The 13,153-nt window shown below is 75.7% G+C and carries 13 protein-coding genes and 1 pseudogene; 12 read left to right on the top strand and 2 right to left on the bottom strand.

Annotated features, from left to right (window positions below; all coding sequences use genetic code 11):
- Positions 1–563 (top strand): annotated as a pseudogene (locus ONA70_RS18805) (hypothetical protein); the annotation flags it as partial.
- An 11-nt stretch (positions 564–574) separates the two neighbouring features.
- On the opposite strand, the gene ONA70_RS18800 reads toward ONA70_RS18805, so the two are convergent.
- Both ONA70_RS18800 and ONA70_RS18795 read right to left on the bottom strand, forming a co-directional pair.
- A complete protein-coding gene (locus ONA70_RS18800) occupies positions 575–2,398 on the bottom strand; it encodes a hypothetical protein (RefSeq protein ID WP_319957715.1) in 1,824 nt (607 codons plus the stop codon).
- Entirely contained in the window at positions 2,356–4,197 is a 1,842-nt protein-coding gene (locus ONA70_RS18795; protein WP_406601211.1) for a hypothetical protein, read from the bottom strand. Before ONA70_RS18795 ends, ONA70_RS18800 begins: the two co-directional genes overlap by 43 nt.
- A 307-nt stretch (positions 4,198–4,504) precedes the next feature.
- Here ONA70_RS18795 and ONA70_RS18790 point away from each other — a divergent pair, with 307 nt between their 5' ends.
- The 11 genes from ONA70_RS18790 (at position 4,505) to ONA70_RS18740 (ending at position 13,153) form a co-directional block, all read left to right on the top strand.
- Positions 4,505–4,651 (top strand): hypothetical protein, encoded by a 147-nt coding sequence (locus ONA70_RS18790; RefSeq protein WP_265007753.1) that lies wholly within the window; start codon positions 4,505–4,507, stop codon positions 4,649–4,651.
- A 66-nt stretch (positions 4,652–4,717) separates the two neighbouring features.
- Positions 4,718–5,494, top strand: coding sequence for an IclR family transcriptional regulator (locus ONA70_RS18785; RefSeq protein WP_265007752.1), 777 nt, complete (start codon positions 4,718–4,720; stop codon positions 5,492–5,494).
- The gene (locus tag ONA70_RS18780; RefSeq protein WP_265007751.1) at positions 5,491–6,333 is read left to right on the top strand and encodes an HpcH/HpaI aldolase/citrate lyase family protein; all 843 of its coding nucleotides are present in this window, start codon (positions 5,491–5,493) and stop codon (positions 6,331–6,333) included. The genes ONA70_RS18785 and ONA70_RS18780 overlap by 4 nt, the downstream gene beginning before the upstream one ends.
- A complete protein-coding gene (locus ONA70_RS18775) occupies positions 6,330–7,175 on the top strand; it encodes a cyclase family protein (RefSeq protein ID WP_265007750.1) in 846 nt (281 codons plus the stop codon). The genes ONA70_RS18780 and ONA70_RS18775 overlap by 4 nt, the downstream gene beginning before the upstream one ends.
- Positions 7,172–8,569: an MmgE/PrpD family protein gene (locus ONA70_RS18770; protein ID WP_265007749.1), complete on the top strand. Its 1,398-nt coding sequence runs from the start codon at positions 7,172–7,174 to the stop codon at positions 8,567–8,569. Before ONA70_RS18775 ends, ONA70_RS18770 begins: the two co-directional genes overlap by 4 nt.
- On the top strand, positions 8,566–9,882 hold the full coding sequence (locus ONA70_RS18765; protein ID WP_265007748.1) for an MmgE/PrpD family protein: 1,317 nt from the start codon (positions 8,566–8,568) through the stop codon (positions 9,880–9,882). The genes ONA70_RS18770 and ONA70_RS18765 overlap by 4 nt, the downstream gene beginning before the upstream one ends.
- On the top strand, positions 9,879–10,757 hold the full coding sequence (locus ONA70_RS18760; RefSeq protein WP_265007747.1) for a DUF3891 family protein: 879 nt from the start codon (positions 9,879–9,881) through the stop codon (positions 10,755–10,757). Before ONA70_RS18765 ends, ONA70_RS18760 begins: the two co-directional genes overlap by 4 nt.
- Positions 10,757–11,278 carry a hypothetical protein gene (locus tag ONA70_RS18755; protein WP_265007746.1) on the top strand — a complete coding sequence of 174 codons (522 nt, stop codon included), beginning with the start codon at positions 10,757–10,759 and terminating at the stop codon, positions 11,276–11,278. The genes ONA70_RS18760 and ONA70_RS18755 overlap by 1 nt, the downstream gene beginning before the upstream one ends.
- Positions 11,275–11,628 carry an EthD domain-containing protein gene (locus tag ONA70_RS18750; RefSeq protein WP_265007745.1) on the top strand — a complete coding sequence of 118 codons (354 nt, stop codon included), beginning with the start codon at positions 11,275–11,277 and terminating at the stop codon, positions 11,626–11,628. Before ONA70_RS18755 ends, ONA70_RS18750 begins: the two co-directional genes overlap by 4 nt.
- On the top strand, positions 11,625–12,227 hold the full coding sequence (locus tag ONA70_RS18745; RefSeq protein ID WP_265007744.1) for a hypothetical protein: 603 nt from the start codon (positions 11,625–11,627) through the stop codon (positions 12,225–12,227). Before ONA70_RS18750 ends, ONA70_RS18745 begins: the two co-directional genes overlap by 4 nt.
- Positions 12,224–13,153 (top strand): LLM class flavin-dependent oxidoreductase, encoded by a 930-nt coding sequence (locus tag ONA70_RS18740; protein WP_265007743.1) that lies wholly within the window; start codon positions 12,224–12,226, stop codon positions 13,151–13,153. Before ONA70_RS18745 ends, ONA70_RS18740 begins: the two co-directional genes overlap by 4 nt.

The raw sequence follows: 13,153 nt of genomic DNA, 5'->3' as shown, positions 1-13,153 counted from the left end.
CCGCCGAGGCCGCGCCGGCGCCCGCCGCCGGGCCGCGCCGTCGCTGGCTGCGCGGCATCGGGTACGCGGCCGTCGTGGCCGCCCTGCTGCCGCTCTTCCCGCGCCCGCTGCCGGCCCAGCGGATCGACCCGCCGCCGCACTTCATCACCGCGGGCGGCTGGCGGCCGTACGTGCCGGCCGGTCGGACCCTGGTGCCGGTGCCGATCCCGAGCAACGTGCACGGCCTGCCCACGCTGCGCTGGAGCGCGCTGACCGGGCTGGCGTTCCCCATCCCCGCCGGCTACTTCATCGGCCCGAACGAGCACGGCGAGGGCGTCTTCGGAGCGCCGAACCGGCCGACCAGCACCCTGATCTACGCCACCATGGACGCCGGCAAGGTCCCGGCGATCACCGACGAGAACCGCCGCCAGGCGCTCGAGGACCTGCGCTTCTGGAAGGCGTCGGTGGTGGTGCTCGGCGCGAACCCGAGCGAGGGGGTGCTGCGCGAGCTGATGACCGCGCTGCTGGGCCCGCCGCAGCGGGTCGACGACGTCTGGCTCTGGGACGTCCGCGACCGCGGGTAAGGAAGGGCCGCTCAGCCGAGCAGGGCGCGGACGTCCCAGATGTGCGCGCCGGCCACGTCCCGGCCCGGGCCGACCAGGGCGTCCACGGTGGCCCGGACCGGGTCGTCGGGGGCCGAGCCGGCCTGCACCAGCACCGCCGCCCGCCAGTGCCGCAGGTCCTCGATCGCCTGCCGGCGTTCCGGGTCGCCGACCGGCGGCACCTGGCCGGTCTCGGCGGCCCGGCGCAGCAGCAGCGAGGTGGGCCGGTCCGGGGCGCCCCAGCGCGCGGTGGGGTCGTCCGCGCCCTGCGGGCCGATGAAGTAGCCGCCCGGCGCGGTGAAGGCCAGCCCGGCGCGGGCCGACCAGAGCATGCCCGGGCTCACCGCGGCCCCGGTCACCGGCGGCACCGGCACCAGCGTCCGTCCCGGTGGGACGTACGCCCGCCAGGCGCCGTCGGTGACGAAGGCCGGCACCGGCACGGCCGGCACGGTCCGGATCGGCGTCGGGACCAGCGGCAGCAGCGCGGCGGCGACCGCGCCGGCCCACGGCGCCCAGGCCCGGGCCGACCGGAGGCGGACCCGGTCCAGGGCGAGGGCCAGCAACACCCCGAGCACCGGTACGCAGACCAGCGCGAACCGGGCCGGCACCACCAGGTCGAGCAGCGGCACCCCGGCGAGCAGCCGGTACGGGCCGGGCAGCCCGGTGTCGTGCCGGTTCACCACGATCGTGATGCCCAGCGAGAGCAGGGCGAACAGCAGCCCGCAGGCGGCGACGGCCCGGATCAGTGGTCGCCGCCACAGTCGGACCACCACCAGCACGGCCAGCAGCGGCAGGAACGGGCCGAAGTAGGAGTTCTGCTCGGTCGGGTTCGGCGACAGCAGCCCGGCGCGGTAGCCGTCCCCGGCGACGCTCTGCCGGGCGACGGCGGTGAACGACGCCGCGTCGAGCCGGTAGCCCCGGGCGTAGAAGGGCATCCCGCGGTAGTGGCCGGGGCCGTAAAACTGGACCCACAGCGGGTACGCCAGCAGCACCCCGGCGACCAGCGCCCCGATGCCCAGCCGGCGGGCCACCACGGGTGCCAGCCGGCGCGCGGCGGCCCGGTCGGCCAGCGCGTACGCCCCGACGAAGACCCCGGCGGCGAGGGCGAGGAAGACCAGCACCTCCTCGCCGAGGAAGACCTGGTACGCGACGGCCAGCCCGAGCAGCACCCCGTCCCGCCGGACCCGGTCGGTGCGGGGCCGGAACACCAGCGCGAGGATCACCGGCACCAGGAACTGGGCGGCCATGTGCAGGTGCGCCCCGGCCTGCGAGACCATGCCGGGAGCGAACCCGCAGCACAACCCACCGACCGCCGCGGCCGGCCGGGACCGGACCAGGCGGCGGGCCAGCAGCGCGTACCAGGCGGTGGCGGTGCCGGCCAGGCAGGCCACCACGGCGACGAGGAAGGCCACCTGGGGGCCGCCGAGCAGGGTGACCGGGGTGAGCGGCACGCCCAGCCCGAGCACCGAGGTGTTGGCCATCAGGTTGACCCCGTCCGGGGCGTTCAGGGCGGTGCTGTGCAGCAGGTCCTCCCCGCCGGTCACCGCCCGGGCCGCGTGGGCCAGCATCCACTCGAAGAGGATCTGGTCGCCGGCCTGGTGGAACAGCCGGTCCGGGCGGCCCCACTGGCCGGCGGTGAGCAGCACGGCCAGGCCGAGGTAGCCGGCCACGACCAGCGCGTCGACCGGCCGGGGCCGGCGGCGCTCCCGGCGGGCCGGGGCGGTCTCGGCCGGCTTCGGCTCAAGGCCGGTCAGCGGTTCCACGGCGGCCGGGGTCAGGCCGACTTGCTGGTCAGTGCCCGGACGTCCCACAACCACACGTCCAGCTCCTGCCGGGCCGGGCCGAGCAACTGCTCGACGGTCCGACGCAGCGGCTCGGCGTTCGGCTCGTTCAACGGCAGCACGACGATGGCGGCCCGCCAGTGGCGCAACTCGTCGAGGAAGCGCCGGCGCTGCCGGTCGTCCAGCTTCGGCGTACGCCCGGTGGCCGCAACCTCCTCCAGCAGGTCACCGATGCCGCTGGGCCGTCCGCCGAACCGCCCCGGGTCGCCGGTGACCCCGTTGCGCGGGGCGAGGAAGTAGCCCCCGGGAATCTTGAAGGCCAGGTCGGTACTGGCCGCCCAGCGCATCGGGTCGGTGTTGCCCATGCTCGGCACCGGCACCGAGACCAGGGTCTGGTCCGGCCCGACGTACTGCCGCCACCGGTCGGCGGTGATGAACTTCGGCACCGCGGGACGGGTGGTGACCTGCAACGGCATCGGTGCGATCGGCAGCAGGGCGAGCACCAGGCCGGCGACGGTCAGGATCCGTACGGTGCGTCGGTCGGGGACCCGCAGCGCCGCCGCCCGCTCGACGGCGAACGCCAGCAGCACCCCGATCACCACGGTGGTGATCATGCCGAACCGGGTGGGCACCACCGCGTCCAGCAGCGGCAGGTGGACCAGCAGCTCCCACGGCCCGGTGAACAGGTCCCGGTCCCACCAGGACACCCGCTCGCCGAGGGAGAGCACCGCGAACAGCGCCCCGGTCACGGCGAGCGCCCGGACCAGCACCTCCCGGCGCAGCCAGACGACGATGCCGACGGCCAGCAGGGAGAGGCTCCAGCCGAAGAAGGCGTTCTCCTCGGAGTAGTTCGGGGCGAGGTTGACGTTGGCCCGCTCGTTGCCGCCCAGCGTCGTCGAGCCGGGCGCGAAGAACGCGGCGATGTCATTGCCGTAGTCGCGGACGGTGTCACTGAGCCCGTGGTACGCCATCGGCCCGGCGAACTGGACGTAGAGCGGGTACGCCAACAGCGCCCCGGCGAGCACGGCGCAGACGGCCAGCCCGACGCCGAGCGGGCGCCACGCCGCGGCCCACAGCCCGCGCCGCTGGGCGACCACGGCGAGCAGGAAGACGCCGCAGGCCAGCGCGGTGAAGAGCAGGATCTCCTCGTTGATGAACGCCTGCGCGGTGACCAGCAGGGCGAGCAGCGCGCCGTCGCGGACCGGCCGGGTGGAGCGGGTCAGCACCAGCACCCGCCAGACGATGAACGGCAGCAGGAACTCGGAGATGATGTTGGGGTGCCAGTTGGCGTGCGAGAGCATCGCCGGCGAGAACCCGCAGAACCAGGCCCCGACGGCGGCGGCCAGCCGGAGCCGGACCACGTGCCGGGAGAGCACCCGGTACCAGGCGGCGGCCGTGCCGGCCAGGCCGAGGGTGACCAGCGTGACGAAGGAGACCGCTGGTCCGAACAGGAGGGTGATCGGCACCATCGGGATGCCGAGGGCCAGGATGGCGGTGTTCGCCATCAGGTTGACCCCGTCCGGGTAGTTGAACTGGTCGGTGTAGAACGGAAACTCCCCGTGCAGCACCACGCGGACCGAGTGGGCCAGGAAGAACTGCACCTGCGCCGGGTCGCTGCTGTAGAGGGCGGCGACCCGGCCGGCGGGGTCGACCCAGATCCGGCTGGTCACCCAGAGCGCGGCGAGCAGGAAGACCGCGTGCACCGCGAGATCGATCCGGCGCAGGGTCCAGCGCCGGCGCCGCCGAGTCGTCGGCGCGGGGTTCGACCTGGCCCGGGCGGCGTCGGCCGCCACCGACGCGGCGTCCGGTCTGGTCGGTGCGGCGCCGGCCGCGATCGGCGCGCCATCGGCAGGGGCCGGCTCGGGTACGGCGACGGGCGCCGGGTCGGCCGGCGGTTCGGGCGTGATCGGGGCGACGGTGGTGACGGAGGCGGAGCCCGTCGGGGCGTCGGTGTCCGGCGGCGAGTCACGGGGCTCGGCAGGCGTCACAGTCGGCGGAGTCTACCGGAGCCGGAAAATGGCCGCGAAAAGCCCACCGCCGTCCTCTGTGGTCGCATCCGGAAGGGCGAGGCGGATGCGGACGCGCCGCCGGCCGTCTCGTACCATGTGGCTTCGCAAAAACGACCGGATCGGGGGCGTCCAGGTGGTTTCAGTCCGCCGCCGCGGCACGACGGCCAGCGCGCTGCTGGCCCTGCTGCTGGCCGCGACCGGCTGCGGGCCGGTCGCCGGACGGCAGGCCGCGGACCTGCGCGTGGGCTACGACAGCCTGGACGGGACTTTTGGGGGTTGACCCTCGGGCTGGTCGGTGCTGGAATCGTGTTCCGCTAGCGGAAACGCCGGAATGAGGGATGTGGACGTGGCAGAGAGTCAGGGCACCGAGGCGGCGACCCGCGTGGCCGATGTCCTCCTCCTGTTCACCGACGGGCCGGACTTCCTCGGGGTCACCGCGATCGCGCGCAGCCTCGACCTGTCCAAGGCTGTGGTGCACCGGATCCTGCAGACGCTGGTCGAGCGCCGGCTGCTGGTCAGCGATCCGGCGAGCCGGGGCTACCAGCTCGGTCCGGCGGCCGCGGCACTCGGCGCCCGCGCGCTGCGCGAGTCGCAGCTGCGCACGGTCGCGATGCCGGTCCTGCGCGAGCTGCAACTGGCCACCGGCGAGACGACGACCGTGTCGGCGCGGGTGCACAGCGGCCGGGTCTACCTCGACCAGGTCGAGTCCACCCGGGAGATCAAGATGACGGTCGAGGTGGGCCGCCGCTATCCCCTGCACGCCGGCAGCTCCAGCACCTGCATCCTGGCTTTCCTGCCAGACGCCGAGCGGGAGGCGGTGCTCGCCGCCGAGCTGCCGCCGCTGACCAGCCGCACGGTGACCGACCACGACCTGCTCCGCGCGCGGCTCGCCGAGATCCGCGAGACCGGGGTCGCCGGCTCCGAGGGCGAGCGGCAGGAGGGCGCCGGCTCGGTCGCGGCGCCGGTCTTCGGCATCGACGGCGCGGTCGTTGGCGCCATCTCGGTCTGCGGCCCGGCGCACCGGGTCGACGCGGCCGCCCGGGAACGCTTCGGTCCGCTGGTGCAGGAAGCGGCCGACCGGATCTCGCGGGCCCTGGGCTGGTCCGGCGGGCTGCCCAAGTGACACTGCGGTCCTGGCTTTACGTGCCCGGCCACCGCGCCGACCGGGTGGCGAAGGCGCTCGCCGCCGGCGCCGACGCGGTGGTCGTCGACCTCGAGGACGCGGTGCCGCCGGACCAGAAGGCGGCCGCCCGGGAAACCGCGCTGCGACTGGCCGCCAAGGGCCCCCACGACCGCCCATTGTGGGTACGCGTGAACGACCCGGCCGGCCCGTGGGGCGAGGACGACGTCGACGCGCTGGCCGGGCTGAGTCTGGCCGGGCTGCGGGTGCCGCGGTGCGAAGACCCGGGCCTGGTCCGCGAGGTCGCCACCCGCGCCGGACTGCCGCTGCAACTGCTGCTGGAGAGCGCCGCCGGGCTGGCCCGGGCGGCCGAGTTGGCCACCGCGCACCCGCTGGTCGCCGGTCTCGGGCTGGGCGAGGCCGACCTGTCGGCCGACCTGCGGGTGACCGGGGACGACGGGCTGGCCTGGGCGCGCGGCTGGGTGGTGGTCGCGGCCCGGGCCGCTGGGCTTCCCTCGCCCGTGCAGAGCGTCTACACCGACGTCGCCGACCTCGACGGCCTGCGCGCCAGCACCGAGCGGGCCCGGGCCACGGGCTTCGTCGGCCGGTCGGTGGTGCACCCCCGGCAGATCCCGGTCGTGCACGAAGTCTTCACGCCGACCGCCGCCGAGGTGGCGGCCGCGCGGGCCGTCCTCTCCGCCGCGGCACGCGCGGAAGAAGCCGGCGAGGTCGCCGTGCTCGACGCCGACGGCCGGTTCGTCGACCCCGCGGTGGTGCGCCGGGCCCGACTCGTCCTCGACCTGACCGACCCGTCCGAACCACCCACAGGAGGAACGAGTTGACCACCGAGCCGCAGGCCCGCCCGGCGCGCACGGACGACGCCCTACTCACCGCGGTGACCGCGGGCGTACGGCTCGTCGAGCTCGGGCACCCGCATTTCACGGGCATGCCGTGCTCGCCGAACCACCCCGGTTTCCGGATGAGCCTGATCCGCCGGCACGGCGACATGGTCCGCCCCGATGGCGGCTCGGCGGCCAATGAGATGATCGTGACCGGCGGGCACGTGGGCACCCACGTCGACGCGCTCTCCCACGTCAGCCACGACGGCAAGCTGCACGGCGGCGTGGACGCCGCGGCGGCGCAGACCGGCGGCCGGTTCACCGCGCTCGGCGCCGAGCACACTCCCGCACTGCTCAACCGCGGCGTGCTGCTCGACGTGGCCGCCGTGCACGGGGTCGACGTGCTGCCCGCCGGCTACGGCGTGACCGCGGCGGACCTGGCCGCCGCCGCCGCGCGGGCCGGTGTCGAGCCGGGCCCCGGCGACGTCGCGCTGGTCCGCACCGGCTGGGCGCGGCACTTCGACGACGCGGCGACCTATCTCGGGCAGGTCTCCGGCGTGCCGGGCGCCACCACCGACGCTGCCGAATGGTTGGCCGCGCGCCGGGTGGTCGCCACCGGTTCGGACACCACGGCGTACGAGCAGATCCGGCCGGGCGCCGGGCACAGCGTGCTGCCTGTGCACCGGGTGCTGTTGGTCGACGCCGGCGTCTACATCATCGAGCACCTCAACCTCGAGCACGCGGCCGCCGAAGGGCTGACCGCGTTCGTCTTCGCGATGGCGCCGCTGCGCATCGTCGGCGGCACCGGCTCGCCGGTCCGGCCGTTCGCGGCGGTGGCGGCATGACCGCGCCGACCGTCGTCCAGCGGCTCGCGGCGGTCGCCGACGACGTGCGGTGCGACGGGCTGCCGGGCGACCTGCGGCAGGACGTGGCCCGCCGGGTGCTCGACCTGATCGGCAACAGCCTCGCCGCCACCGGGCTGCCGCCGGCCCGGGCGGTCACCGAGTACGTCCAGGCGGCGGGCGGCACGCCGGAGGCGGTCGCGATCGGCACCGGGCTGCGCGTCCCGGCCGCGAACGCGGCGCTGGTCAACGGCACCCTGGCGCACTCGCTCGACTTCGACGACACCCACCTGCCGTCGGTTCTGCACCCCTCGTCGCCGGTGGTGCCGGCCGCGCTGGCGGTGGCCGAGGCGCGCGGCGCGTCCGGCGCCGCGCTGCTCGACGCGGCCGGGATGGGCATCGAGGTCGCGGTCCGGCTCGGCATGGGCGGCTACGACCGCGCGCTCGGCAATTCCGAGTTCTTCGAGCGCGGCCAGCACGCGACCTCGATCTGCGGCGCGGTCGGCGCGGCCGTGGCGGCCGCGATGGTCGGCGGCGCCGACGCCGAGGGCATCGCGCACGCGGCTGGGATCGCCGCGAGCATGGGTGCCGGCCTGCTGGAGGCCAACCGGACCGGCGGCACTGTCAAGCGGGTGCACTGCGGCTGGGCCGCGCACTCCGGCGTGGTGGCCGCGGAACTGGCCCGGCACGGGCTCACCGGGCCGCCGACCGTGGTCGAGGGGCGGTTCGGCTTCCTGCACGCGTTCTGCGGCGAGCGGGCCGACGTCGACGCGGTGGTCGACCGGCTCGGCACGCACTGGGAGCTGCCCGGGATCTTCTTCAAGCCGTACCCGTGCAACCACTTCACGCACGCCGGCATCGACGCGGCGCTGGCCCTGCGCGCGCGGGGCGTCGACCCGGCCGCAATCGAGTCGATCGAGTTGGGCGTGCCGTCGCCGGTGCTGCGCACGATCGCCCAGCCGCCGGAGGACAAGGCGCGGCCGAAGTCCGGCTACCACGCGGCGTTCAGCGGTCCCTACACCGTGGCGGCGGCGCTGCTCGGCGGCGGCGGCCTGGGGCTGGGCCATGACGACTTCACCGACGCGGCGGCGGCGGACGAGGCGCGGCTGGCGCTGGCGGCGAAGGTGCGGTGCGTGGCGGACGCCCGGTGCGACGAGATCTTCCCGAACCAGTTCCCGGCGGTGCTCCGGGTCGTGCTGTGCGACGGCGCCCGGCACGAGGTGCGGGTCGACGTCAACCGCGGTGGGCCGGACAACCCGCTCAGCTCGGCCGAGCTGGCCGCCAAGTTCGCGTTCAACGCCGCGCGCGTGCCCGACCGCGAGGACATCGCCGCGGCCGTGCTCGACCTGGCCGCCGCGCCGGACGTGGCCGGCCTGATGGCCCGGGCACGGGGATGATCGAGCGGCTCGCCGCGACCGCCGCGGCCACCGACTGGGCGTCGGCACCCGCCGCCGTCCAGGACCGGGTGGTCGACCTGGTCGCCGACACGATCGCGGTCGCCGCGCTGGGCAGCGGGCGGGCCGAGCTACGGACGCTGGTCGCCGGGTCCTGCTCGGGCGAGTCGACCGTGGTGGGCTCGCCGCGCGGCTGGCCCGCCGCCGACGCCCAGTTCCGCAACGGCAGCGCGATCGCGGCCGACCAGCTGCAGGATGGTCACCGACCGGCCCGCGGGCATCCGGCATCGCACGTGGTCCCGGCCGTGCTTGCGCTCGCCGAGGAGCGGGACCTGCCGGGCGCGGAGCTGCTGTCGGCGGTGCTGGCCGGCTACGAGGTCGGTGTCCGGGTCGGCCGGGCGATGGGTGGCACGCCGGACGGCGTGCACGACATCGGCACCTGGGGCCAGGTCGGCGCGGCCGCCGGAGTGGCCCGGCTGCTGGCGCCCGGCGACGCCGCCGCCATGCGCCGCGCCGTCGAGCTGGCCGGCTCGGCCGTGCTGGTCAGCGACGCGGCGACCATCTTCGCTGGGCATACCGGCGGGCACGCGTTCCTGGGCGCGTCGGTGCAGCTGGGCGCGAGCCTGGGCGCGGCCGCCGTGGCCGGTCTGGAACCGCTGCCCGGCGCGCTGGACCGGCATTTCGCGGCGGTCGCCGCCCGCGACTGGTCGGGTTTCGGGCGGGACGACGGCTACGAGGTGCTGCGTGGCTACACCAAGGCGCACCCCACCTGCGCCCACCTGCACGGCGTCAACGACGCGGTGGCGGACATCGTCGCCGCGACCGGCCCGCTGTCCGATGTGGAACGCGTGGAGGTGCGCGCGTTCGCGCACGCGGCCCGGTTCGGCGCGGTCGCCGACAGCGAGCTGGCCGCCCGGTTCAGCGTGCCCACCTCGGTCGCGGTCGCGTTGCTCACCGGCACGCTCGACGAGACGACGCTGACCGCGGAGACGGTCTCCTCGGCGGCGGTGCGCGACCTGGCCGCGCGGGTCGAGGTGCGGCACGACCCCGAGCTGGACGCCGGCTATCCGGCCGGTCGCCCGGCCCGGGTGCGGGTCGTCCGCGCCGACGGCAGCGTGCTGACCGGCGCGGCCGACCTGCCGCGCGGCGACGGCTCCCGGGCCTTCGACCGTGACGCGTTGCGGACCAAGGCCCGGCGGCTGCTCGACCACCGCTTCCCCGGCCACGCCGGGGCCGTGCTCGCCGCGATCGGCGGGCTGGCCGCCGGCGGCGCCGCCCGTTCGCTCGGCGCCGCGCTGCGGGCGGCGGCCGCGTGATCGTCACCCGGCGCGACGGCGCGCTGCACCTGGTCGAGCAGGTCGAACACGGCCGGGTCGCCGGCGAGCTGGCGGCCGCGTGGGGCAACGACCGGTTCGAGACGCCGACGCCGGGTTCGCCGGTGCGCACTGCGGCCGCGCGGCACGACGAGGGCTGGCGGGCCTGGGACGCCCGGGTGCTCTTCCACGAGCTGGAGCGCCGGCCGCTGCACTTCCTCGAGATCGACGCGAGCGAACACGTCCGGCTCTACCGCCAGGGCGTCGAGCGAGTGGCGCTCGGCGACGTGTACGCCGGCGTGCTGGTCGGCATGCACTGGACCGGCCTCTACCGGGGCCGGTGGTCGACGCCGGGCGCCCGGGGCCGGCTGGACCTCGGCGCCGACGGCCGGGCGGCGCAGGACGCGGCGGTCGACGCCGAGGAGCGGCGATGGATCGAGGCCAAGCGGCTGGCCTGGACGGCGGCCGAGCCGCGGGCCGCGTTCGAGACCCGGCTCTGGCACAACTACGAGCTGCTCCAGCTCTGGGACCTGCTCTCGCTCTACCTGTGCGTGATGCCGCGACAGCCGGCCGCCGAGCCCGGGCCGGCCCGGCCCTGGGGTCCGCAGCTGGCGGCCCTCGAGCACTCGGCCGAGGACGTGCTACTGCCGCCGGTGCGCACGAACCCGTTCGGCCCGGTCGAGCGGATCACCGTGGGCGTCCGGAGGCCGGGCGTCCTCTGGCTCGACCCGTACCCGTTCGACCGGCCCGGTGTCACGGTCGACGTGGTCGGCGCGGCGGTGCCGGACCGGGCGTACACCCACGCCGAACTCGCCGCCCGGGTCGGCCGTACGCCGGCCACCGTGACGACCTGGCACCTCGCGCCGTGGAGCCGCTGATGGACCTCGCCACCGCCCGCGCCGCCGCCCACGCCTTCGTGCTCGGCGAGGCCGGTTTCGCCCAGGTGACCACCATCGACCGCGACGGCTTCCCGGTAGCCCGCACGATGACCGCGTTCCTCGAGCCGGACTGGTCGGTCAGCCTGGTGCAGCGGGCCGGCCACCGCCGGCTCGAGCAGTGGCGGCGCGACCCGCACACGCTGGTCACCTGGGTCGGCACGCCCGCGCCGGACGCAAGCAACGAGCGGCCGCACGTCTTCGACCTCGGCCTGCTTCCGCCCCGGGTGGTGGCCGTACGCGGGACGGCGTCGGCCATGTCTCCGGAGTGGACGGTTGTGGTCTACCGGCGAGAGGTGGTGCGGCAGCGGGCGGCCGGACACACCAAGGCTCCGGTGAGGACGGATGAAGAAGTGGTGGCCGAGCTGGCCGGGGTGCGGATCGAGCCCGTGCGGGTGCGGCTGGAGGGGTTCGGCGTGGGCGCCGAGTCTCACCTGTGGACGGTAAGGAGAGCAACCACATGATCAAAACCATTCTCGGTTACGAGATCGAGGAAGGCGTCAGCCCCGAGGAGTACGAGCGCTGGCTCTTCGACGTACACGCGCCCGACCTGATGGCCAACCCGTACCTCGACCGGATCGTCTTCAACAAGGTGCTGCGCCCGGTGCGGCAGGCCTCCGGCGGCACGGCGTCGGTGCCCGAGGGCTACACGTTCTACCGGATCGCCGAGATGCACTACGCCGACGAGGAGGCGTACGCGAACTATCTGCGTTGGTTCGAGGAGCACCCGCTGCCGGCGGAGCGGGGCCCGGCCGGCCGCACGAAGTTCAAGTTCTATCTGGTCACCGACAGCACGGAGGTGAACCGGGAATGAGCGTCGCAGCCCTGCTGGCCGGGTTCGCCGCGCTCCCGGCGCCGGAGAGGTCCCTGGCAGCGTGGGCGGCCCGGGTCGGCACGCCGGACGGCGAGTTCCCGCTGATCGGGACCGGCACCCGGGCAGAGACCTATATCGCGCTGCAATGGAACGGCGAGCGGTGCGCGTCGCTCGGTCCGGCGGTCGGGCCGACGCTGGTCGGTCTCGCGGTCGGCGCCGCCCGGCGCCGGTCGGCGGCGGAGCTGTCGGCGGCCGTCGACGCCGGGCTGGCCGCCGCGGCCGAGGTGGCGGTGCCGACGGCGCCGGTGAGCACCGGTGTGCTGGCCGCCACCGTGTGCGCGGCCCGGCTGGTTGGGGTGCCGGAGAACGAGATGCCGGCGCTGCTCGACCTCGCGGCGAGCCTGATGGTGATCGGTCCGCCCGGTGTCGCGCCCGGGCACGACCCGGCCGCCGCCTGGCTCGCCCTGCGGGCGTGGGATGCCGGGATCACCGGCATGCCTGGCGGGCTGGCCCACACGTTGTCCGTGGTGTCCGACGGGCTTCCCAACCGCGCGCCGTCCGATATGGACATCGCGGAGCTCGTCGAGGCCCTGCGGTGATCCTGCTCAACGTGGCCCGGCCGGCCGGCCAGGCCGACCCGGTCGAGCTGGCCGGCACCGCGCTCGCGGCGGGGCTCGACGGTGTCGCTCTGGCCGACAGCCCGCGGCTGTTTCCCGACTGCCTGGTGGAGACCGAGCGGGTGCTCAGCGCCACCCCGGCCCGGCTCGCCGGGCCGTGCGTGCTCAGCCTCGGGCTGCGGCACCCGGCCGCGGTGGCCGGCGCGGTGCGCACCCTCGACGCGCACCATCCCGGGCGGGTGCTCGCGGTGGTCGGGCGGGGTGAGAGCTCGGTGCGCAACGAAGGGCTGGCGCCGCCGTCGCTGCGTGCGTACGAGGCGTCGCTCGCCACGCTGCGCGAGCTGGTGCCGGCGTCGGCGCTGCTGCTCGGCGCCGCGTCCGGGCCGCGCACCATCGCGGCAACCGCCGCCAGGCTCGGCGGCGTGCTGGTCGACGCGGGCGCAGACCCCGCAATCGTCGGCAAGGCGGTGGCGCTGGCCCGGTCGGCGCGGGCGGACGTGACGGTCTGGATGTTCGTCCGCGCGGTGGTGACCGACGACGAAGCCGGTGCTGATGCCGCCGCCGCGCCGGTGCTCGGGTCGTGCGCGGCCCGGCTGGTGCGGGCGCCGGACTGGTTCGACGTGCCGGCCGCGCTCCGCCCCCGGGTCGCCGCGGTGGCCGAGGCGCACGACTACCGGCGGCACGGCACGGCCGATGCCCGCGTCGGCGGCGATGTGCCGGCCGAGGCCGACCGGTTCGTCCGCGAACGCTTCGTGGTGACCGGCGACCCGTGCGCGGTCGCGGAACGGTTCGCCGCGTTCGGCGCGCTCGGCGTCCACGGCGTGGTGCTGGCCGGCGCCCTCGGCGGGGTGCTGGACCGGCTCGACGACCTGGGCCGGGCAGTCCGCGACGGCCTGACGAAGGACTGA

Origin of the sequence: Micromonospora yasonensis, from assembly GCF_026013475.1 — a bacterium.
In the GTDB taxonomy this organism is placed as follows: Bacteria; Actinomycetota; Actinomycetes; order Mycobacteriales; family Micromonosporaceae; genus Micromonospora; species Micromonospora yasonensis.
This window is presented reverse-complemented; position numbering and strand designations above follow the sequence as displayed.

Coding starts and splice junctions, on each gene's coding strand:
- ONA70_RS18770 (WP_265007749.1), top strand. CDS start 7,172: ATGACCGCGCCGACCGTCGTCCAGCGGCTCGCGGCGGTCGCCGACGAC.
- ONA70_RS18765 (WP_265007748.1), top strand. CDS start 8,566: ATGATCGAGCGGCTCGCCGCGACCGCCGCGGCCACCGACTGGGCGTCG.
- ONA70_RS18755 (WP_265007746.1), top strand. CDS start 10,757: ATGGACCTCGCCACCGCCCGCGCCGCCGCCCACGCCTTCGTGCTCGGC.
- ONA70_RS18750 (WP_265007745.1), top strand. CDS start 11,275: ATGATCAAAACCATTCTCGGTTACGAGATCGAGGAAGGCGTCAGCCCC.
- ONA70_RS18745 (WP_265007744.1), top strand. CDS start 11,625: ATGAGCGTCGCAGCCCTGCTGGCCGGGTTCGCCGCGCTCCCGGCGCCG.